Source organism: Kaistia defluvii, assembly GCF_026343955.1.
Taxonomy (GTDB): domain Bacteria; phylum Pseudomonadota; class Alphaproteobacteria; order Rhizobiales; family Kaistiaceae; genus Kaistia; species Kaistia defluvii.
In genome coordinates, this window is sequence record NZ_JAPKNI010000003.1 from 489,708 (window position 1) to 510,503 (window position 20,796).

General features: G+C 67.1%; 23 protein-coding genes and 1 tRNA gene. 20 read left to right on the plus strand and 4 right to left on the minus strand.

Features of this window, described 5'->3' with window-relative positions; all coding sequences use genetic code 11:
- Window positions 1-18 precede the first annotated feature (18 nt).
- Genes OSH10_RS10335 through argE form a run of 6 tightly spaced genes read left to right on the plus strand, consistent with a single transcriptional unit; the run spans window position 19 to window position 5,355 of the window.
- On the plus strand, window positions 19-972 hold the full coding sequence (locus OSH10_RS10335; RefSeq protein ID WP_266331616.1) for an ABC transporter permease: 954 nt from the start codon (window positions 19-21) through the stop codon (window positions 970-972).
- Entirely contained in the window at window positions 972-1,805 is an 834-nt protein-coding gene (locus tag OSH10_RS10340) for an ABC transporter permease (RefSeq protein WP_266331617.1), read from the plus strand. The genes OSH10_RS10335 and OSH10_RS10340 overlap by 1 nt, the downstream gene beginning before the upstream one ends.
- A 5-nt stretch (window positions 1,806-1,810) precedes the next feature.
- Entirely contained in the window at window positions 1,811-2,644 is an 834-nt protein-coding gene (locus tag OSH10_RS10345) for an ABC transporter ATP-binding protein (RefSeq protein WP_266331618.1), read from the plus strand.
- A complete protein-coding gene (locus tag OSH10_RS10350; protein WP_266331620.1) occupies window positions 2,641-3,441 on the plus strand; it encodes an ATP-binding cassette domain-containing protein in 801 nt (266 codons plus the stop codon). The genes OSH10_RS10345 and OSH10_RS10350 overlap by 4 nt, the downstream gene beginning before the upstream one ends.
- Window positions 3,438-4,175 carry a DUF1028 domain-containing protein gene (locus OSH10_RS10355; RefSeq protein WP_266331622.1) on the plus strand — a complete coding sequence of 246 codons (738 nt, stop codon included), beginning with the start codon at window positions 3,438-3,440 and terminating at the stop codon, window positions 4,173-4,175. The genes OSH10_RS10350 and OSH10_RS10355 overlap by 4 nt, the downstream gene beginning before the upstream one ends.
- 31 nt (window positions 4,176-4,206) lie before the next feature.
- The gene (gene argE / locus OSH10_RS10360) at window positions 4,207-5,355 is read left to right on the plus strand and encodes an acetylornithine deacetylase (RefSeq protein ID WP_266331623.1); all 1,149 of its coding nucleotides are present in this window, start codon (window positions 4,207-4,209) and stop codon (window positions 5,353-5,355) included.
- Between the two features lie 274 nt (window positions 5,356-5,629).
- On the opposite strand, the gene OSH10_RS10365 is transcribed toward argE, so the two are convergent.
- Window positions 5,630-5,719, minus strand: a tRNA-Ser gene (locus tag OSH10_RS10365).
- A gap of 353 nt (window positions 5,720-6,072) precedes the next feature.
- Here OSH10_RS10365 and OSH10_RS10370 point away from each other — a divergent pair.
- The 14 genes from OSH10_RS10370 to OSH10_RS10435 all read left to right on the plus strand — a co-directional run bounded on the left by OSH10_RS10370 (window position 6,073) and on the right by OSH10_RS10435 (window position 17,855).
- The gene (locus OSH10_RS10370; RefSeq protein ID WP_266331624.1) at window positions 6,073-6,741 is read left to right on the plus strand and encodes a 50S ribosomal protein L21; all 669 of its coding nucleotides are present in this window, start codon (window positions 6,073-6,075) and stop codon (window positions 6,739-6,741) included.
- A gap of 46 nt (window positions 6,742-6,787) precedes the next feature.
- Entirely contained in the window at window positions 6,788-7,063 is a 276-nt protein-coding gene (gene rpmA, locus OSH10_RS10375) for a 50S ribosomal protein L27 (RefSeq protein ID WP_266331625.1), read from the plus strand.
- Window positions 7,064-7,179: 116 nt separating this feature from the next.
- Complete coding sequence (locus OSH10_RS10380; RefSeq protein ID WP_266331626.1) at window positions 7,180-7,833, plus strand: GNAT family N-acetyltransferase; 654 nt, start codon at window positions 7,180-7,182, stop codon at window positions 7,831-7,833.
- The gene (locus OSH10_RS10385; protein ID WP_266331627.1) at window positions 7,830-8,387 is read left to right on the plus strand and encodes a GNAT family N-acetyltransferase; all 558 of its coding nucleotides are present in this window, start codon (window positions 7,830-7,832) and stop codon (window positions 8,385-8,387) included. Before OSH10_RS10380 ends, OSH10_RS10385 begins: the two co-directional genes overlap by 4 nt.
- Window positions 8,384-9,427 (plus strand): GTPase ObgE, encoded by a 1,044-nt coding sequence (gene obgE, locus OSH10_RS10390; protein WP_266331628.1) that lies wholly within the window; start codon window positions 8,384-8,386, stop codon window positions 9,425-9,427. The genes OSH10_RS10385 and obgE overlap by 4 nt, the downstream gene beginning before the upstream one ends.
- Window positions 9,428-9,524: 97 nt before the next feature.
- Window positions 9,525-10,682, plus strand: a complete 1,158-nt coding sequence (gene proB, locus OSH10_RS10395; RefSeq protein ID WP_266331630.1) for a glutamate 5-kinase — start codon at window positions 9,525-9,527, stop codon at window positions 10,680-10,682.
- A gap of 10 nt (window positions 10,683-10,692) precedes the next feature.
- A complete protein-coding gene (locus OSH10_RS10400) occupies window positions 10,693-11,997 on the plus strand; it encodes a glutamate-5-semialdehyde dehydrogenase (RefSeq protein WP_266331632.1) in 1,305 nt (434 codons plus the stop codon).
- Window positions 11,998-12,026: 29 nt separating this feature from the next.
- Entirely contained in the window at window positions 12,027-12,659 is a 633-nt protein-coding gene (locus OSH10_RS10405; RefSeq protein WP_407660705.1) for a nicotinate-nucleotide adenylyltransferase, read from the plus strand.
- A gap of 124 nt (window positions 12,660-12,783) precedes the next feature.
- Window positions 12,784-13,209, plus strand: coding sequence for a ribosome silencing factor (gene rsfS, locus OSH10_RS10410; RefSeq protein ID WP_266331634.1), 426 nt, complete (start codon window positions 12,784-12,786; stop codon window positions 13,207-13,209).
- 9 nt (window positions 13,210-13,218) lie between these two features.
- Complete coding sequence (gene rlmH / locus OSH10_RS10415) at window positions 13,219-13,698, plus strand: 23S rRNA (pseudouridine(1915)-N(3))-methyltransferase RlmH (RefSeq protein WP_266331636.1); 480 nt, start codon at window positions 13,219-13,221, stop codon at window positions 13,696-13,698.
- Window positions 13,699-13,878: 180 nt separating this feature from the next.
- Window positions 13,879-15,240, plus strand: coding sequence for a murein hydrolase activator EnvC family protein (locus OSH10_RS10420; protein ID WP_266331637.1), 1,362 nt, complete (start codon window positions 13,879-13,881; stop codon window positions 15,238-15,240).
- Window positions 15,237-16,571 (plus strand): S41 family peptidase, encoded by a 1,335-nt coding sequence (locus OSH10_RS10425; protein WP_266331638.1) that lies wholly within the window; start codon window positions 15,237-15,239, stop codon window positions 16,569-16,571. Before OSH10_RS10420 ends, OSH10_RS10425 begins: the two co-directional genes overlap by 4 nt.
- Before the next feature lie 311 nt (window positions 16,572-16,882).
- Window positions 16,883-17,404 carry an RNA pyrophosphohydrolase gene (locus OSH10_RS10430; RefSeq protein WP_266331782.1) on the plus strand — a complete coding sequence of 174 codons (522 nt, stop codon included), beginning with the start codon at window positions 16,883-16,885 and terminating at the stop codon, window positions 17,402-17,404.
- Between the two features lie 115 nt (window positions 17,405-17,519).
- The gene (locus tag OSH10_RS10435) at window positions 17,520-17,855 is read left to right on the plus strand and encodes an RcnB family protein (protein WP_266331639.1); all 336 of its coding nucleotides are present in this window, start codon (window positions 17,520-17,522) and stop codon (window positions 17,853-17,855) included.
- A 136-nt stretch (window positions 17,856-17,991) separates the two neighbouring features.
- On the opposite strand, the gene OSH10_RS10440 is transcribed toward OSH10_RS10435, so the two are convergent.
- Genes OSH10_RS10440 through OSH10_RS10450 form a run of 3 tightly spaced genes read right to left on the minus strand, consistent with a single transcriptional unit; the run spans window position 17,992 to window position 20,766 of the window.
- A complete protein-coding gene (locus OSH10_RS10440) occupies window positions 17,992-18,396 on the minus strand; it encodes a F0F1 ATP synthase subunit epsilon (RefSeq protein WP_266331640.1) in 405 nt (134 codons plus the stop codon).
- Between the two features lie 26 nt (window positions 18,397-18,422).
- Window positions 18,423-19,868 carry a F0F1 ATP synthase subunit beta gene (gene atpD / locus OSH10_RS10445; RefSeq protein ID WP_266331641.1) on the minus strand — a complete coding sequence of 482 codons (1,446 nt, stop codon included), beginning with the start codon at window positions 19,866-19,868 and terminating at the stop codon, window positions 18,423-18,425.
- 25 nt (window positions 19,869-19,893) lie between these two features.
- Complete coding sequence (locus OSH10_RS10450; protein WP_266331642.1) at window positions 19,894-20,766, minus strand: F0F1 ATP synthase subunit gamma; 873 nt, start codon at window positions 20,764-20,766, stop codon at window positions 19,894-19,896.
- Window positions 20,767-20,796: the final 30 nt, after the last annotated feature.

A 20,796-nucleotide genomic window follows, 5' to 3' on the forward strand; every position in this document is an offset into this window, starting at 1 on the left:
CTCAGGTCGCCCCCTTCCATGATCAGGCTTGTTCTGACCAGGCTCGCCGGCTTCGTGCTGACCCTGTTCGCGGCATCCGTCGTGCTGTTCGTCACGATCAACGTGCTTCCCGGATCCGCCGCGAAGTCCGCGCTGGGCATTCATGCCACCGCGCAGGCGATCCAGCGCTTCGAGGCCCAGCATGGCCTCGACCGGCCGCTGCTCGTCCAATATGCGGAATGGCTCGGCCGCATCCTTCAGGGGGATTTCGGCACCTCGTTCCAGAACGGCGTCGCCGTCGGTCCGGAGCTTCTGAAGCGCCTGCCGGTGACGCTGGAGCTTGCGACCTTCGCCTTCATCATTGCCAATCTCATCGCCATCCCGCTCGGCGCCTGGGCGGCGCGGCGGCACCAGAAGGGCGCCGATCGCTCGATCACCTTCCTCGCGACCATTCTGGGCGCGATCCCGAATTTCTGGCTGGCGACGCTGCTCGTGCTCGTCTTCACGCTGACCCTGCGCTGGCTGCCGCCCGGCGGCTTCACGCCCTTCACCGCCAACCCGATGATGAACCTCAAGCAGATGATCATGCCGGCCCTGTCGCTCGGCGTCGTCTCGTCGGCGCTGCTGATCCGCATCATGCGCGCCTCGATGCTCGAAGTGCTGTCGACCGACTATGTCCGCACCGCCGAGGCCAAGGGCGCCAGCAGCCGGACCATCGTGTTCCGCCATTCGATGCGCAACGCCTTCATCCCCTATCTGAACGTCGCCGCCGTCGAATTCGGCTTCCTGTTTGGCAGCGTCGTGGTCATCGAGGACATCTTCCTGCTGCCGGGCGTCGGTTCCTTCGTGCTGGTCGGCATCATCAACCGCGACTATCCGGTACTGCTCGCCGGCGCGCTCGCCATCACCCTGTTCGTCCTGACGCTGAACCTGGTGGTCGACCTGATCGCCAGCCTGCTCGACCCGCGTCAGGTCAAGGCGAGGAACGCCTGATGGCAACCGCAGCAGGCTTCGATTTCCGCCGCTGGCGGCTGGTGCTTCTCGGCGGGCTTCTGGTCGGGATCGTTCTCTTCGCCGCGATCTTCGCGCCCTGGGTCGCCCCCTATTCGCCGTTCGATCTCGACGTCGCCAAGATGCTGCAGGGGCCGAGCGCCGCCCATTGGCTCGGCACGGACGAGCTTGGCCGCGACGTGCTCTCGCGGGCCATCTACGCCGCCCGCATCTCGATGCAGGTGGCGCTGCTCGCCGTCACCGTCGGCCTGGTCGGAGGCACGCTGATCGGAATGACGGCCGCCTATTTCGGAGGCCTCGTCGAGCAGGCGCTGATGCGGGCGATGGACCTGCTGTTCTCCTTCCCGGCCATCCTGCTCGCCGTCGTGCTGATGGCGAGCCTGGGCACCAGCGTGCTCAACGCGATGATCGCCATCGGCATCGTCTTCATCCCGGGCTTCTCGCGGCTCGCCCGCGCCTCGACGCAGGCCGTGCTGCGCCAGCAATATATCGAGGCGGCGCGCTCGATCGGCATGAGCGATATCCGCATCATCTTCCGCGAGATCCTCCCGAACATCACGGCGCCGCTGATGGTCGAGGCGGCGGTCGCCTTCGCCTATGCGGTGCTGCTCGAATCCGCCCTTTCCTTCCTCGGCCTCGGCGCGCAGCCGCCGGATCCCTCCTGGGGCAACATGCTGAGCACCGGCCGCGGCTTCATGGCCCAGGCGCCGTGGCTCTCGATCGTGCCCGGCATGGCGATGTTCATCTGCGTGCTCGGCTTCAACCTGCTCGGCGACGGCCTGCGCGACGTCACCGATCCGCATATGAGGGAGTGACCGAGATGGACATCCGCTCCCGCGCCCTGCAAGACGGGCGCCCCACCCTTTCGATCCGCGACCTGACGGTCGATTTTCCGAAGCGCGACGGCGCGTTCCGCGCGGTGGACGGCGTCTCGCTCGATGTCTGGCCCGGCGAGATCGTCGGCGTCATCGGTGAATCCGGCTCCGGCAAGACGATGACGGCGCTCTCGACGCTGCGCATGCTGCCAAAGCGCGCCGTCGTCTCCGGTTCGATCGAGCTCGGCCAGCGCCGCATCCTCGACCTGTCGCCAGCCGACATGCGCAAGCTCCGCGGCGACCGCCTGTCGTTCATCCCGCAGGACGCCATGCGGGCGCTGAACCCGACCATGCGCATTGGCCGCCAGGTCGGCGAGCCGCTGGTGCTGCACCGGAACCTGTCCTTCAAGGCAGCCGTTTCCCGCGCGGTGGATCTGCTCAGGGCCGTGCATGTGCGGGAACCGGAACGGCGGGTCGAGGACTATCCGCACGGCTTTTCCGGCGGCATGCAGCAGCGCGCCATGATCGCCATGGGGCTGGCGCTCGAGCCGGAACTGATCATCGCCGACGAGCCGACCACGGCGCTCGACGTGACGGTGCAGGCGCAGGTGCTGAAGCTCCTGAAGGAAATCCGCGACCGCGAGGCGACGTCGATCCTCTTCATCACCCACGATCTCGGCGTCGTCGCCGAGCTCTGCGACTGGGTCTATGTGATGTATCGCGGCAGGATCGTCGAACAGGGCTCGGTCGAGCGCATCTTCATGGATCCACGGGACGACTACACGAAGATGCTGCTGGCCTCGACGCCGACGCTGTTTCCGAGGGAGGCGGCGATATGAGCGACACCGTCATCCAGATCGCCGGCGTGACGAAATCCTTCCTGCGCGGGGTCAACGCGGTCGACGACGTGACGCTGTCGGTGGCGCGCGGCGAAACACTCGGCATCGTCGGCGAATCGGGCTCCGGCAAGTCGACCCTGCTCCGGATGATCCTGCGGCTGATACGTCCGAGCGCCGGCTCCATCACGCTGGACGGGCGCGACGTCTGGGCGGCATCCGGTCGCGATCTCAAGCAGGCGCGCCGCCAGATGCAGGCGGTGTTCCAGGACCCCGCCTCCTCGTTCAACCCGCGCCAGAGCATCGGCGCGATCCTCGCCGCGCCGCTCGAGGTCCACGGCATCGGCGACCGCGCCTCGCGCGCCAGACGGATCGGCGAGACGCTGGAGCGGGTCGGCCTGCCGGCAACGACCGTCTCGCGCTATCCGCATCAGCTTTCCGGCGGCCAGCGCCAGCGGGTCGCCATCGCGCGCGCCGTCATCATGCGGCCCGCCGTCGTGCTCGCCGATGAGCCGACCTCGGCCCTCGACGTCTCGGTGCAGGCGCAGGTCCTGAAGCTCTTCCGCGAGATCAAGGACGAGCTGGGCCTGACCTCCGTCTTCGTCAGCCATAATCTGGCGGTGATCCGCGAGGTCAGCGATCGCGTCGCCGTGATGCGCCATGGCAAGCTGATCGAGATCGGCACGGCCGAGCGCGTCTTCACCGCTCCCGAGAGCGACTATACGAGGGCGCTGATCGACGCCGTCCCCGACCCCTTCCGCCGCTTCCGCGCGCCCGTTGAACTGGAATCCGGATCATGATCGAGCTGAACACCTTCTCCGTCTCCGCCCGCTGCCCGCGCACCGGCATGCTCGGCGTCGCCGTCTCGACGGCGGTGCCGGCGGTCGGCGGCATCTGCATCTTCGCCGATGCCGGCGTCGGCGCCATCGCCACCCAGTCGTGGGTGAACCCCTATCTCGGCATCGACGGGCTGAAGCTGCTGCGCGAAGGCCTGTCGGCGCCGGAAGCGCTCGCCAAGCTGATCGCCGAGGATCCCGGCCAGGCCGATCGCCAGGTCGGCATCGTCGACAATCAGGGCCGCACGGCCGCCCATACCGGTAGTTCCTGCGTCGACTGGGCCGGTCATATCGAGGGCGACGGCTTCACCGTGCAGGGCAACATGCTGGTCGGGGCCGCCACCATCGACGCCATGGCGGAAGCCGCTACCCGCAGCGCCGGTTTCGACCTGCACGAACGGCTGATGCTGGTGCTGGAGGCGGGCCAGGCCGCCGGCGGCGACAAGCGCGGCAAGCAGTCGGCGGCGCTCAAGGTGTTCAAGAAGGAAGCCTTCGCCTGGCTCGACATCCGCGTCGACGAGCACCGCAACCCGGTCGCCGAGCTTCGCCGCGTGTTCGAGGTGGCCAAGCACCAGCTGCTGCCCTTCATCGACGGCATGCCCTCGCGCGAGGACCCGATCGGCGGCATCCCCGCTCCCGTCACCGCCATGCTGATGACGCCGCCGCCCTATCGACCCGGCGGCAGCGGCGGCGCGTGATCATCCGGACGCAGCCTGAACAGTGAAGAGCATGACCAAGACCCAGACCACCCGCGAGATCCTCGCCGATCTCGTCGGCTTCGACACGACCAGCGCCCGCTCCAACCTCGCCTTGATCGAGCATGTCCGGTCCTATCTGGCCGGCCATGGCGTGACCGCCGAGGTCTTCCCGTCGGCGGACGGCGCCAAGGCCAGCCTGTGGGCGACCATCGGCCCGGTCGGCCCCGGCGGCATCATCCTGTCGGGCCATACCGACTGCGTTCCGGTCGAGGGGCAGGCTTGGTCGAGCGATCCCTTCACGCTGACCGAGCGCGAGGGTCGCCTCTATGGCCGCGGCGCCTGCGACATGAAGGGCTTCGACGCCGCCGCCCTGGCGATCGTGCCGGAGCTGGTCGCGGCAAGACCGCAGCGCCCCGTCCACATCGCGCTTTCCTACGACGAGGAGGTCGGCTGCACCGGCGTGCGCGAGATGATCGCCATCCTGAAGGAGCGCGGCGAAGCGCCCGCCGCCTGCCTGGTCGGCGAGCCGACCAACATGCAGGTCGTCATCGGCCACAAGGGGGGGCGCGGCTATCGCTGCCACGTCACCGGCCAGGAGGCGCATTCGAGTCTCGCCCCGCGCGCGGTCAACGCGATCGAATACGCGGCCGAGCTGATCGTCCATATCCGCGGCCTCGCCCGCGAACTGGAAGCCGGCCCGATCGACGCGGAATACGACCTCGTCCACACCACGATCTCGACGGGCCTGATCTCCGGCGGCACCGCCGTCAACATCGTGCCGAACGCCTGCTCGTTCACCTTCGAGTATCGCAACCTGATCGAGGTCGATCCGGACACGATCCTCGCCCGCATCCGGGATTTCGCCGAGACGGACCTGCTGCCGGAAATGCGTGGCCGCGCGCCGCGGGCGGACATCACCTTCGAACAGATCTACGATTATCCCGCCCTGGCGATCGACCCATCGCATCCGCTCGTCACGCGGCTGAAGAATGTCGTCGGCCACAATGGCCACGGCAAGGTCGCCTATGGCACCGAGGCCGGACTGTTCCAGCGCGATCTCGGCGTGCCGACCGTCGTCTGCGGCCCCGGCTCGATCGACATGGCGCACAAGCCGGATGAATATGTCTCGATCGAGCAGCTGGACCGCTGCGACGCGGCGCTTCGCAAGCTGCTGCTGTGATGGAGCGGCGGCGAGGCGCGACCGGCGCGCCGCTCGCGCCTCCAGCCTGAGACCCTGTCGGGGCCACCATGGACCGCTCGTCTGCCCTGACGGCGAGCTGGATGGAAGCAGCGTCGCGAGCCCCCGTCTACCGGCCGCCGTCCAGCCGCGTCCGCGATGATCGGCACAGTGCGTCGGGTGTCGCCCTCGCGGGCCCGGCGTGCCAGGCAAGCAAGAACCACCGCCCAACCCATCGGGTGAGCGACTAAAATCCCAACAATATCATGAAGTCAAATGGCGGAGAGGGGGAGATTCGAACTCCCGATACCCTTGCGAGTATGCCGCATTTCGAGTGCGGTGCAATCGACCACTCTGCCACCTCTCCGCGGTGGCGCTGTCAGCGCGATTGGCCTGATACATGGGTCGGCGGGGGATGACAAGACCCTTCGCCACCTTTCCCACGGCTTGTGGATCATTGCTCCCCTTACACCGCGAGCTGCTTCCGCGCCGGCCGTGCTTTCCTCCCCTCCAGCGCGCCGCCGTCGCAGGGGCGCGAGGCCTTGGCGGGACTGGCTTTTGGGAGTCCGGGCCGGCCGGTTTCGCTTGACAGATGGGGGCTCGTCCCTATAAGTGCGCCCGGAATGGCGGCGTGGCTCTCGGCTGCGCCATTTCCATTTCAATGAACCCTGACTGAAGAAGCGGACCCTTCGAGGTCACGCTGAACAACTGGATAGAACAATGTTCGCAGTCATCAAAACGGGTGGCAAGCAGTACTCGGTTGCCGCCAATGACGAACTGGAAGTCGAGCTGCTCGAAGGAGCGCCCGGCGATATGGTTACCTTCGGCGAGATTCTTCTCGTCGGCGGCGAAGCCGGTGTCACCATCGGTGCCCCCTTCGTCGAAGGCGCCTCGGTCTCGGCCGAGATCATCGACCAGATGCGCACGCGCAAGATCCTGGTCTTCAAGAAGCGCCGCCGTCAGAATTCGAAGCGCAGCCGCGGCCATCGCCAGCACCTGACCATTGTCCGGATCACCGAGATCCTGACCAATGGCGCCAAGGCGTCCGGCAAGAAGGCCCCCAAGGCCAAGGTTGCCAAGGCTGCAGCACCCGCGACCGACACGGCTCCGGCCGCTCTCGTCAGCGGCGGGCTCGACAGCTCCAACCTCTCGCTGATCTCGGGCATCGGCCCGACCATCGAGAAGAAGCTGCGCGCCGCCGGCATCACCTCCTGGGAGCAGATTGCTGCCTGGACCGATGCCGACATCGCCAAGCATGATGAAGAGCTCGCCCTGCGTGGCCGGGTTGTTCGCGAAGAATGGGTCCAGCAGGCCTCTGAGCTTCTCGCCGGCAAGCCGCCGCGCGCCAAGATCGACCAGGCAGAGCTGAAGTCTGGCGAAGATCGCTGAGCCGCGCTTTCCAGCGCGCCCCTAACAACGGATCGGGAGTTCGATCATGGCACACAAAAAGGCAGGCGGTTCCTCGCGCAACGGTCGCGATTCCGCGGGTCGACGCCTCGGCGTCAAGAAGTTCGGCGGCGAAGCCGTCATCTCGGGCAACATCATCCTGCGCCAGCGCGGGACGCAGTGGCATCCGGGCACCGGCGTTGGCCTCGGCAAGGATCACACGATCTTCGCTACCGAGGAGGGATTCGTATCCTTCCGTCGCAAAGCCAATGGCCGCACCTACGTCTCCGTCGTCGCCCCGGCGGCGCTGGAGGCTGCAGAATAACCGGCTTTCATTCGGGAACGCCGGTGTCGCATCGACCCGGCCGACCGTGATGGTCAGAAGACAGGGGAGATGGGACACCATCTCCCCTTTTCTTTTGGCCCGACCGGGAGGCACCAATGCGGGACCAGGATTCGGAAGATACGCTCGACGACGAAGAACGGACCGTCCTGACCGCGCGGCTCGCGCTGCGTCGGCCCAGGACGGAAGATGCGGCGGTTCTCGCCGCGGCGATCGACAACCCGCGCGTGGCGATGAACCTCGTCAGCGTGCCGCATCCCTATCGCCGCGCCGATGCGGAGGCCTGGATCCTGCAGGGCCGCAATTCGGCCTTCGGCCACGCGCATATTGCCGTGTCGCAGGGCGATGGCAGCCTGCTCGGCGCCAGTTTCCACCGCCCGAGCGCGACGCGTCCCGACGGTCATGATCTGTCCTTCTGGGTGGCGGAGCGGTTCTGGGGCCAGGGTTTCGGCACCGAGATCGCGCATGCGACGATCGACCATGCCTTTGGCGCAGGCGGGGTCGAGCGGCTGTGGTGCGCGGTGCGGGTGACGAACGGCCCGGCCCGCCGCGTGGCGGAAAAGTGCGGCTTCCAGTTCCGCGATACCGGCATGGTGCGCTCGCTGTCGGCGCGCGGTTCGGTTCCGGTCGAGCATTTCGTGCTCGAACGCCGCGTGTGGCAGAGCCTGAAGGCCTGGGGTCGACCGACCCGTGGCGACGGCGCCGCGACCTTCCTGTGGCCCCGCCCCTTGCAGGAGGAGGGCGAGCGATGATGACGATACGAGCGATGCTGCCTGAGAAGACGATCCGGACCGCCAACCTGCTGCTGCGCCCGCTGCGGCCCGGCGATGTCGCGGCCATCGTCGCCGGCCTCGACGATTTCGAGGTGACCCGGTGGCTGGCGCGCGTTCCCTATCCCTATACCCAGGAGGAAGCCGAGCGCTTCCTCGCCTGGGAACGGGCGCAGCGTCCGGTCAGCGCCGAACTGGTCTACGCCATCGATCGCGACGGCATGATCGGACTGATCTCGCTGCGCGACGCCGGCCCGGAGCCTGTGCTCGGCTACTGGCTGGCGCAGGCCCATTGGGGCAAGCGCTATATGAGCGAGGCCGTTGCGGCCCTGGTCGACGACACCTTCGCCGATCCCGACGTCACGACGATCCAGTCCGGCGTGTTCGAGGGCAATGAGCGCTCGCTCGCCATCCAGAAGCGGCTCGGTTTCGAGATCGTCGGTCGCTCGATCCAGCATAACCTTGCGCTTGGCCGCGATCTTGCGCATATCGACACAGCCCTGACGCGCGCGCGTCACTACGAGTTGAAAAAATGAAATTTCTCGACGAAGCCAAGGTCTACATCCGCTCCGGCGACGGCGGCGCAGGCTGCGTGTCGTTTCGTCGGGAAAAGTTCATCGAGTTCGGCGGCCCGGATGGCGGCGACGGCGGCCGGGGCGGCGACGTCTGGGCCGAGTGCGTCGATGGTCTCAACACGCTGATCGACTATCGCTACCAGCAGCATTTCAAGGCCAAGGTCGGCGTGCACGGCATGGGCCGCAACCTTGCCGGCGGCAAGGGCGACGACGTCACCCTGAAGCTGCCCGTCGGCACGCAGATCTATGACGAGGATGGTGAAACGCTGATCGCCGACATGACCCATGTCGGCCAGCGCGTGCAGTTGGCCCGGGGCGGCAATGGCGGCTTCGGCAATGCCCATTTCAAGACCTCGACCAACCAGGCGCCCCGCCGCGCCAATCCCGGCCTCGAGGGCCTGGAGCGCTGGATCTGGCTGCGGCTGAAGCTGATCGCCGATGCCGGCCTTGTCGGCCTGCCCAATGCCGGCAAGTCGACCTTCCTGGCCGCCGTCACCGCCGCCAAGCCGAAGATCGCCGATTATCCCTTCACCACGCTGCATCCCAATCTCGGCGTCGTGCGCAGCGACGGCCGCGAATTCGTCATGGCCGACATTCCCGGCCTGATCGAGGGCGCGCATGAGGGTGTCGGCCTCGGCGTCCGTTTCCTTGGCCATGTCGAGCGCTGCCGCGTGCTACTGCATCTCGTCGACGGCTCGCAGGAGGATCCGGCCGAGGCCTATCGCGTCGTGCGCGGCGAACTCGACGCCTATGGCGACGTGCTGGCCGACAAGCGCGAAGTGGTCGCGCTGTCGAAGGCCGACGCCATTCCCGAGGAAGAGCTCGAAAAGCGCAAGAAGCAGCTGGCCAAGGCCTGCGGACATACGCCGCTGGTTCTCTCCGCCGCCACCCGCGTCGGCGTCGAGGCGGCCCTTCGGGCGATCGGCCGCATCATCGACGAAGGCAAGCTGGAAGACCCGAACATGCATCCGAGCGCCAAGGGCGAACCCTGGCGACCGTGAAGCTCATGAGACTATGCCGGCGGACCTCTGCCCGCCGGCCTCCCTCCTGAGCCTTGCAACGGGGCGCCGCCCCATCGGATCGAAGAGCACAGACACCATGAGCCTGATCGTGGAACAGACCGCCGACATCGCGGTGAAGCTCAAGCCGGAGAATTTCCGCCGCATCGTCATCAAGATCGGTTCGGCGCTGCTGGTCGATCGCGCCACAGGCCGTTTGCGCGAGGACTGGCTGGCCGGCCTCGTCGACGACGTGGCGCAGCTCGCCGCCGGCGGCCGCGAGATCCTGCTCGTCTCGTCCGGCGCCATCGCGCTCGGGCGCGGCGTTCTCGGCCTGCCCAAGGGCGCGCTGAAGCTGGAGGAAAGCCAGGCCGCCGCCGCCGTCGGGCAGATCGCGCTGGCGCGCGCCTATTCCGAAATGCTCGGCCGCCATGGCCGCACCGCCGGCCAGATCCTGCTGACGCTGGGCGATACCGAGGAACGGCGGCGCTATCTGAACGCCCGCTCGACCATCGGCACGCTGCTGAAACTCGGCGCCATTCCCGTGATCAACGAGAACGACACGGTGGCCACCAGCGAGATCCGCTATGGCGACAATGACCGCCTCGCCGCCCGCGTCGCCTCGATGATGGGCGCGGACCTGCTGGTGCTGCTCTCCGATATTGACGGGCTCTATACCGCCCCGCCGCATTCCGACCCCGGCGCCACCTTCATTCCCGTGGTCGAGCGCATCACCGCCGAGATCGAGGCGATGGCCGGCGGCGCAGGCTCGGAATTCTCGCGCGGCGGCATGAAGACCAAGGTCGAGGCGGCCAAGATCGCCACCGTCGCGGGCGCCGCCATGCTGATCGCGCTCGGCAAGCCGCAGAACCCGCTGAAGCGGGTTTCGGACGGCGCCAAGGCGACCTGGTTCCTGCCGGAACTGAACCCCGTCACCGCGCGAAAGAAGTGGATCTCGGGCCATCTGGAGACCCGTGGCGTGCTGGTGATCGACGAGGGCGCGGTCAAGGCGCTGCGCTCGGGCAAGAGCCTGCTGCCGGCGGGCGTCCGGCGCATCGAGGGCCGGTTCCAGCGCGGCGACGCGATCATCGTGCAGGGGCCGAATGGCGAGGAGATCGCGCGCGGCCTGGTCGCCTATGACGCGGCCGACGCCGAGCGCATCGCCGGCCGCAACACCAAGGAAATCGAAACGATTCTCGGCTTTGCCGGCCGGGCCGCCATGGTCCATCGCGACGACATGGCGCTTCGCGGCGAATAGGAAGATCATCATGACAAGCTCCCTCCTCCGCGAAACGACGAATGGCAACCAGGCCGAGACGGTTGAAGCCGTGATGCTCGATATTGGCCGCCGCGCCCGCGCCGCCGCCCGGCGCATGGCGCTGGCCTCGACCGACGCCAAGAACGCGGCGCTAAAGGCGATGGCCGCCGCCATCCGCGCTCGTGCGGAAACGATCCTCGAAGCCAATGGCCGCGATGTCGCCGGCATGAAGACGGAAGGCGCCGCGGCGTCCTTCCTCGACAGGCTGACGCTGACCCCTGCCCGCGTCGAGGGCATCGCCGCGGCGATCGACGAGATCGCGACCCTGCCCGATCCGGTCGGCACGGTGATTTCCGCCTGGGACCGGCCGAACGGCCTGCATCTCGAGCGCGTCCGCACGCCGCTCGGCGTCATCGGCGTCATCTATGAGAGCCGTCCCAATGTGACCGCCGATGCCGGCGCGCTCTGCCTCAAGGCCGGCAATGTCGTGATCCTGCGCGGCGGCTCGGACTCGTTCCATTCCTCCGCCGCCATCCATGCGGCGCTGGTCGAGGGCCTGGTCGCGGCCGGCCTCCCGGCCGACGCGATCCAGATCGTGCCGACCCGCGACCGCGCCGCCGTCGGCGCCATGCTGTCCGGCCTCGACGGCGCGATCGACGTGATCGTGCCGCGCGGTGGCAAGAGCCTGGTCGCGCGCGTGCAGGAAGAAGCGCGCGTGCCCGTCTTCGCCCATCTCGAGGCGATCGTGCATGTCTATGTCCACGCCAAGGCCGATCTCGGCATGGCGAAGACGCTGCTGGTCAACGGCAAGATGCGCCGTACCGGCGTCTGCGGCGCGACCGAGACGATGCTGATCGACCGCGCCATCCTCGACACCCATCTGGTGCCGATCCTCGACGCCCTCGTCGCGGCCGGCTGCGCCATCCGGGGCGATGCCGAAGTCTGCGCGCGCTTCCCGGCCGCGACGCCTGCAACCGAGCAGGACTGGTCGACCGAATATCTCGACGCGATTATCTCGGTGAAAGTCGTCGATGGCGTCGACGAGGCGATCGACCATGTCGAGACCTACAGCTCGCACCACACCGACGGCATCATCACCGAGGACGAGGCGGTCGCGGCCCGTTTCCTGGCCGAGGTCGATTCCGCCATTGTCGTGCACAATGCCTCGACCCAGTTCGCCGATGGCGGCGAGTTTGGCTTTGGCGGCGAGATCGGCATCGCCACCGGCCGGATGCATGCGCGCGGGCCTGTCGGGCTCGAGCAGCTGACCTCGTTCAAGTACCGCGTCAACGGCACCGGGCAGACGCGGCCGTGAGCCTCGGCGAGGCCGAGATCCAGACCGTGATGGTGGACCCGGCGCTGCGTTCGGCCCTGAAGCTGCCTTTCGCGGCACCCGGCCAGCGCATCGGTCTGTTCGGCGGCTCGTTCGATCCGCCGCACCAGGGTCACCTGACCGTCAGCGTGATGGCGCTGCGTCGGCTGAAGCTCGACGCCGTCTGGTGGCTGGTGACGCCGGGCAATCCGCTCAAGGACCATGCCCCGGAACAGCTCGGCCGCCGTGTCGCGGCGGCGCGCGCCATGGCGCGCCATCCCCGGATCCACGTCACCGCCATCGAGGCGACGCTGAAGACCCGCTTCACCGCCGACACGCTGGCGATCCTGTCGCGGCGGCTGCCGGGCGTCGAACTGGTCTGGCTGATGGGCGGCGACAATCTGCGCCAGTTCCATCGCTGGCGCGACTGGCGCCGGATCGCCCGGCTGATGCCGATCGCCGTCTATGACCGCCCCGGCAGCACCTTCACCGCCACCGCCGCCCCCGCCGCCTTCGCGCTCCGCCGGCGCCGGCTCCGCGAAATCGACGCGGCCCGGCTGCCGACGCGACCGACGCCGGCCTGGATCTACCTGCACGGGCCCCGAATCGCGCTTTCTTCGACGGAACTGCGCGCCAAACGCATTAAGAGCGCCGCCGCGTCTTGAAAGCGCCACAGCGTCGTGCCTATGTGCTTTTTTGCACGATTTCCATCGCGCGGAGCGTATCGCTCCTGGCCAGAGTGAAGGCCCAGCGCGCCAATGGCGAAAGGACTGACCACTGACGACGGCAATGCAGCCTGAGGACGCCATCCAACGCGCGCCTCACCGAGTGGCCGTTAGCCGGCAGATTGCGGCGGACGAAGCTCTCAAAGCGATCCTCACCACCCTCGAAGATTCGAAGGCTGAGGATATTGTTTCCATCGACATCGCCGGCAAATCCGCCTTGGCCGACTTCATGGTCGTTGCCACGGGCCGGTCTCAGCGCCATGTCAGTTCGATCGCGGAGCATATCAGCCGCGACCTGACCCTGGCCGGCGGACGCGTCGCGCGCGTCGAAGGCGTGCCCCATTGCGATTGGGTTCTGCTGGATGCGGGCGATGTCATCGTCCACATCTTCCGGCCCGAAGTCCGTTCCTTCTACAATCTCGAAAAGATGTGGTCGGCGGACGAGTCGCTTTCGGCGCCGACCCCTGCCCGGGAACAACCCGGCAGCTAAGGCCGTTCGATGCGCATCCTGATCGCCGCCGTGGGTCGGCTGAAAGCCGGCCCCGACCGCGCGCTCATCGAGCGCTATATCGACAGGGCCTCGCAGGCCGGGCGCAGTCTCGGCCTGACCCTTTCCGTCCGCGAATTCGTCGAGAGCCGCGCCCAGCGGCCCGACGAGCGCATGGCCCAGGAAGCGGCGACGCTGCTTTCCGCCCTCCCCGACGGCGCCATTCTGGTCGCGCTCGACGAGCGCGGCGAGACGCCGTCAAGCCCGGCCTTCGCCAAGCGCGTCGGCGACTGGCGCGACCAGGGCATCCGCGACCTCGTCTTCGCCATTGGCGGTCCGGACGGCCATGGCGACGCCATCCGCAAGCGCGCGGACCTCAAGCTCGCCTTCGGCGCCATGACCTGGCCGCACCAGATCGTCCGCCTGCTGTTGGCCGAGCAGGTCTACCGTTCGATGACGATCCTTTCCGGCCACCCCTATCACCGGGAATAGGCGGCCCGATGTGGCCTGGGGCCCGTCGCGCTTCGGCCGCAATCCGCCGTTACGCTCGGGGAGTTGGAGGGTTGACGAGGTGTTAACACTTCGCTGCCAAATCTCGTCGCTGTTAACTCAGCTTTAGCCGTCGGGCGCCTGCACTTGGTTCGCATTCGGGTCTCTTCGCTGCCTCGACAGATGGGTCCCGTCATCAGTCGGGCTGCCCTTGTCGCGGCGCTGGCCGCCGGCACCGCCCTGCCCTCGCATGCCGTCGATTCGCCCCAGCCTACGGCCGAGGCCCAGCCGGCGCCGCAGGGCGACATCAGCGAAACCGAGCAGCAGCGCGCCGCGCGCCGCGCCGAGCTTGACGCCATCACCCGCGACATCGAGGTCACCGCCGAGCGCCAGGCGGCGCTGCGTTCCGAAATGGACCAGCTCGACCAGGACCGCATGACGCTGAACAAGTCCCTGATCGAAACCGGCGAACGGGCCCGCGGACTTGAGCGCCAGATCGACGAGGCCGAACAGCGCATGGGCGGCCTGCTCGACGAAGAGAAGACCGTCCATGCGTCGCTCAGCGCCCGCCGCGGCGTGCTCGCCAACGTGCTGGGCGCACTGCAGCGCATGGGCCGCAAGCCGCCGCCGGCGATCGTGGTCCGCCCCGAGGATGCGCTCGCCTCGGTGCGCAGCGCCATGCTGCTCGGCTCCGTCGTGCCGGAATTGCGCGTGGAGGCGGAGGCCCTGGCGACCGACCTGCAGCACCTCGTGGCGCTCAAATCCGAGCAGTCACGCGAACGTGACCGAATGCGCGCCGACGCCAGCGCGCTCGCCGAAGAGCGCACCCGTATCGAATATCTCGTCGACGACAAGCGCAAGGCGCGCGCCCGCTCCGAGCAGCAGCTTGCCGAGGAGCAGGCGAAGTCGGAGCAGCTCGCCAAGAGCGCAACCAGCCTCAAGGGCCTGATCGCCGATCTCGAAGGCCAGATTTCGGCGGCTGCGGCCGCGGCGGAAGCCGCGAAGCAGTCGGAAGCGGCCAATCAGGCCGCCATGGAAGATGGGCGTGCCTCGCGCCAGCCAGAAAACCTGGGCGCCGCCGACCGCATCGCGCCGGCCGTCGCCTTCGCCTCGACCAAGGGCCTGCTGCCCAAGCCGGTCAACGGCGTGCAGTTGAAGACATTCGGCGACCCCGACGGGCTGGGCGGAACCAGCCAGGGCCTGTCGCTCGCCACCCGGGCCTCGGCGCGGGTTTCCTCCCCGTCGGACGGCTGGGTGGTCTATGCAGGACCGTTCAGATCCTACGGACAACTCTTGATCATCAACGCTGGCGGCGGATATCATATCCTGCTGGCAGGTATGGAACGGATCGACGTCGAATTGGGACAGTTCGTTCTCGCAGGGGAACCTGTGGCGCTGATGGGATCGCGGTTGCTGGCAAGCGGCAGCACCGTGGGCATTGGCGCGACGCAGCCCGTGCTCTATGTCGAATTTCGAAAAGACGGTAACTCGATCGACCCGGCCCCATGGTGGGCCCGATCCAACGACGAAAAGGTTGGCGGATGATACGCAACGCTTCGCTCCTCCTGGCCGGCACCATCATCGGCGCAACGGCCGCTGTGACGCTCACCCAGGTTCCGAGCCTGATTCCGGGCGTCGCGCATGCCGCCGTCTCGGATACCTACCGGCAGCTCAATCTGTTCGGCGACGTGTTCGAGCGGATCCGCTCGGACTATGTCGAGCAGCCGGATGACAGCTCGCTCATCGAGGCGGCGGTCAACGGCATGCTGACCTCGCTCGATCCCCATTCGAGCTACATGAACCCCAAAGACTTCAAGGACATGCAGGTCCAGACCCGCGGCGAGTTCGGCGGGCTTGGCATCGAAGTGACCATGGAGGACGGCGTGGTCAAGGTCGTGTCGCCGATCGACGACACGCCCGCCGCCAAGGCCGGCATCCTGGCCGGCGACCTGATCGTGGCGCTGGACGGCGAAGCCATCCAGAACATGAATCTGAACCAGGCCGTCGACAAGATGCGCGGCGCGGTCAACACGCCGATCACCGTGACCATCCAGCGCAAGGGCACCGAGAAGCCCTTCGACGTGAAGATCGTCCGCGACGTGATCCGCGTCCAGTCGGTCAAGTCCCGCGCTGAAGGCGACATCGGCTACCTGCGCATCTCCTCCTTCAACGAGCAGACCTTCGACGGCCTCAAGGCTGCGATCGACAAGCTCAAGGCGGACATCGGCAAGGACAAGATCAAGGGCTACATCCTCGATCTGCGCAACAATCCGGGCGGTCTGCTCGACCAGGCCGAATATGTCAGCGACGCCTTCCTCGAAAAGGGCGAGATCGTCTCGACGCGCGGCCGCCACGCCGACCAGAACATGCGCTACGACGCCCATCCGGGCGACCTGACGGACGGCAAGCCGGTGATCGTGCTGATCAATGGCGGTTCGGCCTCGGCTTCGGAAATCGTCGCTGGCGCCCTGCAGGACCAGAAGCGCGCCACCATCCTCGGCACGCGGTCCTTCGGCAAGGGCTCGGTGCAGACCATCATCCCGCTCGGCTCGAACGGCGCGATCCGCCTGACCACGGCGCGCTACTACACGCCGTCGGGCAAATCGATCCAGGCCAAGGGCATCGATCCGGACATCCAGGTCGTGCAGGACCTGCCGCCGGAGCTCAAGGACAAGATCACCGACACCAAGGGCGAGGCTTCGCTCAAGGGCCACCTCACCAATGAGGGCGGCGGCGACGAGGGCACGGGCTCGCAGGCCTATGTCCCGCCGGAGGCGAAGGACGACAAGCAGCTGCAGCAGGCGATCGGCCTGCTCGACGGCAAGCAGGCGAATGCGGCCTTCCCGCCGAACGCTGCGGCCGCTGTGCCGAACTGATCCAGAACGGCGCCCCTCGGGGCGCCGTTTTTCTTTGAGCGGCGCCACGGCCTCGAGACCGACGCCAAGGCCGCTCCAGCGCCCTGCAGACGCCCGGGACGGCCGGCACCGTGCAGGGACCCATACCCCCCCCCGGCGAAACGCGGCAGCGGCCCAGGCGCCCGCTCCCCGCCTTCGCACGCCTGGAAGAAGCGGTTGAGCGGGCCTGTGCACAGGCGGCCCTGTCACGCGCGACCCCTTCGAGCCATACTATCGTCGCGCCAACGCAATCCCCGCCCCGCCGCTTCGAGCGGGCAAATCCCGAATGGTCCATCATGTCCGGCAAGAAACCCGTCGATCCCACCTCGCTGCCCTACCGTCCCTGCGTCGGCACCGTCGTCTTCAACAAGGATGGTCTGGTGTTCATCGGCGAACGCTCGCCCAATGCCGAGCTGACGCCCGGCGATCCCGTCTGGCAGCTGCCGCAGGGCGGCATCGACAAGGGCGAGGATCCCCTCCCCGCCGCGCGCCGCGAACTGTTCGAGGAAACGAGCATCCGGACGGTTTCCCTGCTCGCCGAGGCCGAAGGCTGGTTCGACTACGACCTGCCGCCGGATCTGGTCGGCATCGCGCTCAAGGGCAAGTATCGCGGCCAGCGCCAGAAGTGGTTTGCCTTCCGCTTCGAGGGCGACGAGAGCGAGATCAACGTGCTGGAGCCCGGCGACGGCAGCGCCGAAGCGGAGTTCATCTCCTGGCGCTGGGAGCCGCTCGAGCACCTGCCGTCGCTGATCGTCCCGTTCAAGCGCCGCGTCTACGAGCAGGTCGTCTCCGCATTCCGGCACCTGGTACCCTGAGACTCGACGCCCCGCTGCCGGTATCTATGCTTAACATATGATAAGGCAGCCATTCATCCTGGGTTCAGGCGGGGACCGCTACAACCGGGTCACCAACAACGAGGATGACCCGCCGATGAAGAAGATTCTTCTCGCCACCATCGCCCTGTCGATGTTCGCCACGCCCGCCGCCTTTGCGCAGCAATACCGCGGCGACCACGACCAGGGTCGCGGCCATGGCCGCTACGAGCAGCAGCATCGCCAGCCGCAGATGAAGAAGCATGACTACCGCAAGCGGTGGTCGAAGGGCCAGCGCGTGCCGTCCCACGCTCGTGGCAACCGGGTCGACTACAAGCGCCATCATCTGAACGCCCCGCCGCGCGGCTACCAGTGGGTGGAGAATGACGGTCAGTACCTGATGATCGGCATTGCCAGCGGTCTGATCGCGGCGATCGCCAACGCCGGCCGATAGAGACCATCGATCCCGGCGGCGGCCTCCGGGCCGTCGCCTCGCTCGGGCAGCCCGAACAGCAAAAAGCCCGCCATCGACCGGAAGGTCCATGGCGGGCTTTTCTATATCTCGATTTCGCGGCCGGAGCCGCGAAAGATCAGTGTCCGAGGGCTTCGCGAATATCCTGAAGCTGCTGCAGCTTGGTCTGCGCCACCGTGCGTTGGGCGTCGTCGCGGGCATCCGCGACGTCTTCCTCGGCATTGCGGATCTCGAGCGCGAACGCTTCGGGATCGAGGCTTTCCAGCGGAATCGCCTGCTCGGCAAGGATGGTCAGGCCGGCCCCGTTCACGTCGGCGAAGCCGCCGCGCACGAAGAACTTCTGAACACCGCCGCCAACCTGGGTGACGACAACGCAGCCCGGCTTGATGGTCGCCATGAAGGGAGCATGATCCTTGAGGACCGTGAACTCGCCATCAGTGCCCGGGACCACGACCGACACGACCGACTCCGAAAGCAGGAGCCGCTCGGGGGAGACGAGTTCGAACGGGAACGGTTCTGCCATGTTAGGCTCTTTCTCTCGTCAGACGATCAGGCTGCTGCCGCGAGCTTCTTCGCCTTGGCAATCGCTTCCTCGATCGTGCCGACCATGTAGAAGGCAGCCTCGGGGAGATGATCGTAGGCACCCTCGCAGAGGCCCTTGAAGCCCTTGATCGTGTCTTCGATCTTGACCTGGACGCCCGGGGAGCCGGTGAAGGCCTCGGCGACGTCGAAGGGCTGCGACAGGAAACGCTCGATCTTGCGGGCGCGGGCGACGGTGAGCTTGTCCTCTTCGGAAAGCTCGTCCATGCCCAGGATCGCGATGATGTCCTGGAGCGACTTGTAGCGCTGCAGGATCTGCTGCACCTGACGGGCCACCGCGTAATGCTCTTCGCCGACGATCGCCGGGGTCAGCATGCGCGAGGTCGAGTCGAGCGGATCCACGGCCGGGTAAATGCCCTTTTCCGAGATGGCGCGCGACAGAACGGTCGTGGCGTCAAGGTGGGCGAAGGAAGTGGCCGGCGCCGGGTCGGTCAAGTCGTCGGCCGGCACGTAGATGGCCTGCACGGACGTGATCGAGCCCTTATGCGTCGTGGTGATGCGCTCCTGCAGCTGGCCCATGTCGGTCGCCAGCGTGGGCTGGTAGCCCACGGCCGACGGGATACGGCCGAGCAGAGCCGACACTTCCGAACCCGCCTGGGTGAAGCGGAAGATGTTGTCGACGAAGAACAGCACGTCCTGGCCCTGGTCGCGGAAGTTCTCGGCGACCGTCAGGCCGGTCAGCGCGACGCGGGCGCGGGCGCCCGGGGGCTCGTTCATCTGGCCGAACACGAGCGCGCACTTGGACTTGACGGCCGGATCCGGATTATGCGGATCGGCGTTCACCTTGGCGTCGATGAACTCGTGATAGAGGTCGTTGCCCTCGCGGGTACGCTCGCCCACGCCGGCGAACACGGAGTAACCGCCGTGCACCTTCGCGACGTTGTTGATCAGTTCCTGGATCAGAACCGTCTTGCCGACGCCGGCGCCGCCGAACAGGCCGACCTTGCCGCCCTTGGAATACGGTGCCAGCAGGTCGACGACCTTGATGCCGGTGACCAGGATCTCGGCCGAGGTGGCCTGCTCCGAATAGGACGGGGCGGGCGCATGGATCGGACGCAGGCCTTCGGCCTCGACCGGACCGGCTTCGTCGATCGGCTCGCCGATGACGTTCATGATGCGGCCGAGCGTACCGACGCCGACGGGAACCATGATCGGACCGCCGAGGTCCTTGACCCGCTGGCCGCGGACGAGGCCTTCCGACACGTCCATGGCGATGCAGCGCACGGTGGATTCGCCGAGATGCTGGGCGACCTCCAATACGAGGCGGTTGCCGTTGTTGTCGGTTTCGAGCGCGTTCAGAATCGCGGGCAGATGGCCATCGAACTGCACGTCGACGACGGCGCCGATGACCTGGGTGACGCGGCCGGAGCCGGCCTGCTGATTGGTGTTCGCCATGGTGTTCAACCTTCCAAAAATCCGGTCAGAGCGCCTCGGCGCCCGAAATGATCTCGATCAGTTCCTTGGTGATCATCGCCTGGCGCGTCCGGTTGTAGCGGAGCGTGTACTTCTTGATCATCTCGCCTGCGTTGCGCGTGGCGCTATCCATCGCCGACATCTTGGCGCCCATCTCGGACGCCACGTTTTCGAGGAGAGCACCCAGAATCTGGACCGAAATGTTGCGCGGCAGCAGATCTTCGAGGATCGCTGCTTCGTTCGGCTCATATTCGTAGTTCGACGCGACCGCGCCGGCATCGCCGGCCGGGAGCTGCGCCGGAATCACCTGCTGTGCCGTCGGGATCTGCTGAATCACCGAGCGGAACTTGGCGTAGAACAGCGTCGCGACGTCGAACTGGCCGTCTTCATAGAGCTGCAGCAGCTTGCGGCCGATCGCGTCGGCATTGGCGAAGCCGATCTGCTTGACCGTGCGAAGCTCGATCAGCTCGATGATTTCCGTCTGGAACTGGCGGCGAAGGATGTCATAGCCCTTCTTGCCAACGCAGAGGATCTTCACCGTCTTGCCATCGCGCTGCAGGCGCAGGGCGTGATCGCGGGCGAGACGGGCGATCGACGAGTTGAACGCGCCGCACAGGCCACGCTCGGCCGTGCAGACGACGAGAAGATGCGTCTGATCGGAACCGGTGCCGGCCAGGAGCTTCGGACCGTCGTCGGTGTTGACGCCAGCCGCCACGTTGGCGAGCACGGCGTTCATGCGCTCCGCATACGGACGCGCAGCTTCCGCGGCAGCCTGGGCACGACGCAGCTTCGCCGCGGCGACCATCTGCATCGCCTTGGTGATCTTCTGCGTCGCCTTCACCGAGGCGATGCGATTCTTTAGTTCCTTGAGGCTCGGCATGAGCGTCCCTGTCGGTCGGACTGAGATCCG

Excerpts from the sequence above, each read along its gene's own strand:
- OSH10_RS10335 (WP_266331616.1), top strand. The coding sequence starts at position 19 with ATGATCAGGCTTGTTCTGACCAGGCTCGCCGGCTTCGTGCTGACCCTG.
- OSH10_RS10340 (WP_266331617.1), top strand. The coding sequence starts at position 972 with ATGGCAACCGCAGCAGGCTTCGATTTCCGCCGCTGGCGGCTGGTGCTT.
- OSH10_RS10345 (WP_266331618.1), top strand. The coding sequence starts at position 1,811 with ATGGACATCCGCTCCCGCGCCCTGCAAGACGGGCGCCCCACCCTTTCG.
- OSH10_RS10350 (WP_266331620.1), top strand. The coding sequence starts at position 2,641 with ATGAGCGACACCGTCATCCAGATCGCCGGCGTGACGAAATCCTTCCTG.
- OSH10_RS10355 (WP_266331622.1), top strand. The coding sequence starts at position 3,438 with ATGATCGAGCTGAACACCTTCTCCGTCTCCGCCCGCTGCCCGCGCACC.
- argE (WP_266331623.1), top strand. The coding sequence starts at position 4,207 with ATGACCAAGACCCAGACCACCCGCGAGATCCTCGCCGATCTCGTCGGC.
- OSH10_RS10370 (WP_266331624.1), top strand. The coding sequence starts at position 6,073 with ATGTTCGCAGTCATCAAAACGGGTGGCAAGCAGTACTCGGTTGCCGCC.
- rpmA (WP_266331625.1), top strand. The coding sequence starts at position 6,788 with ATGGCACACAAAAAGGCAGGCGGTTCCTCGCGCAACGGTCGCGATTCC.
- OSH10_RS10380 (WP_266331626.1), top strand. The coding sequence starts at position 7,180 with ATGCGGGACCAGGATTCGGAAGATACGCTCGACGACGAAGAACGGACC.
- OSH10_RS10385 (WP_266331627.1), top strand. The coding sequence starts at position 7,830 with ATGATGACGATACGAGCGATGCTGCCTGAGAAGACGATCCGGACCGCC.
- obgE (WP_266331628.1), top strand. The coding sequence starts at position 8,384 with ATGAAATTTCTCGACGAAGCCAAGGTCTACATCCGCTCCGGCGACGGC.
- proB (WP_266331630.1), top strand. The coding sequence starts at position 9,525 with ATGAGCCTGATCGTGGAACAGACCGCCGACATCGCGGTGAAGCTCAAG.
- OSH10_RS10400 (WP_266331632.1), top strand. The coding sequence starts at position 10,693 with ATGACAAGCTCCCTCCTCCGCGAAACGACGAATGGCAACCAGGCCGAG.
- OSH10_RS10405 (WP_407660705.1), top strand. The coding sequence starts at position 12,027 with ATGGTGGACCCGGCGCTGCGTTCGGCCCTGAAGCTGCCTTTCGCGGCA.
- rsfS (WP_266331634.1), top strand. The coding sequence starts at position 12,784 with ATGCAGCCTGAGGACGCCATCCAACGCGCGCCTCACCGAGTGGCCGTT.
- rlmH (WP_266331636.1), top strand. The coding sequence starts at position 13,219 with ATGCGCATCCTGATCGCCGCCGTGGGTCGGCTGAAAGCCGGCCCCGAC.
- OSH10_RS10420 (WP_266331637.1), top strand. The coding sequence starts at position 13,879 with ATGGGTCCCGTCATCAGTCGGGCTGCCCTTGTCGCGGCGCTGGCCGCC.
- OSH10_RS10425 (WP_266331638.1), top strand. The coding sequence starts at position 15,237 with ATGATACGCAACGCTTCGCTCCTCCTGGCCGGCACCATCATCGGCGCA.
- OSH10_RS10435 (WP_266331639.1), top strand. The coding sequence starts at position 17,520 with ATGAAGAAGATTCTTCTCGCCACCATCGCCCTGTCGATGTTCGCCACG.
- OSH10_RS10440 (WP_266331640.1), bottom strand. The coding sequence starts at position 18,396 with ATGGCAGAACCGTTCCCGTTCGAACTCGTCTCCCCCGAGCGGCTCCTG.
- atpD (WP_266331641.1), bottom strand. The coding sequence starts at position 19,868 with ATGGCGAACACCAATCAGCAGGCCGGCTCCGGCCGCGTCACCCAGGTC.
- OSH10_RS10450 (WP_266331642.1), bottom strand. The coding sequence starts at position 20,766 with ATGCCGAGCCTCAAGGAACTAAAGAATCGCATCGCCTCGGTGAAGGCG.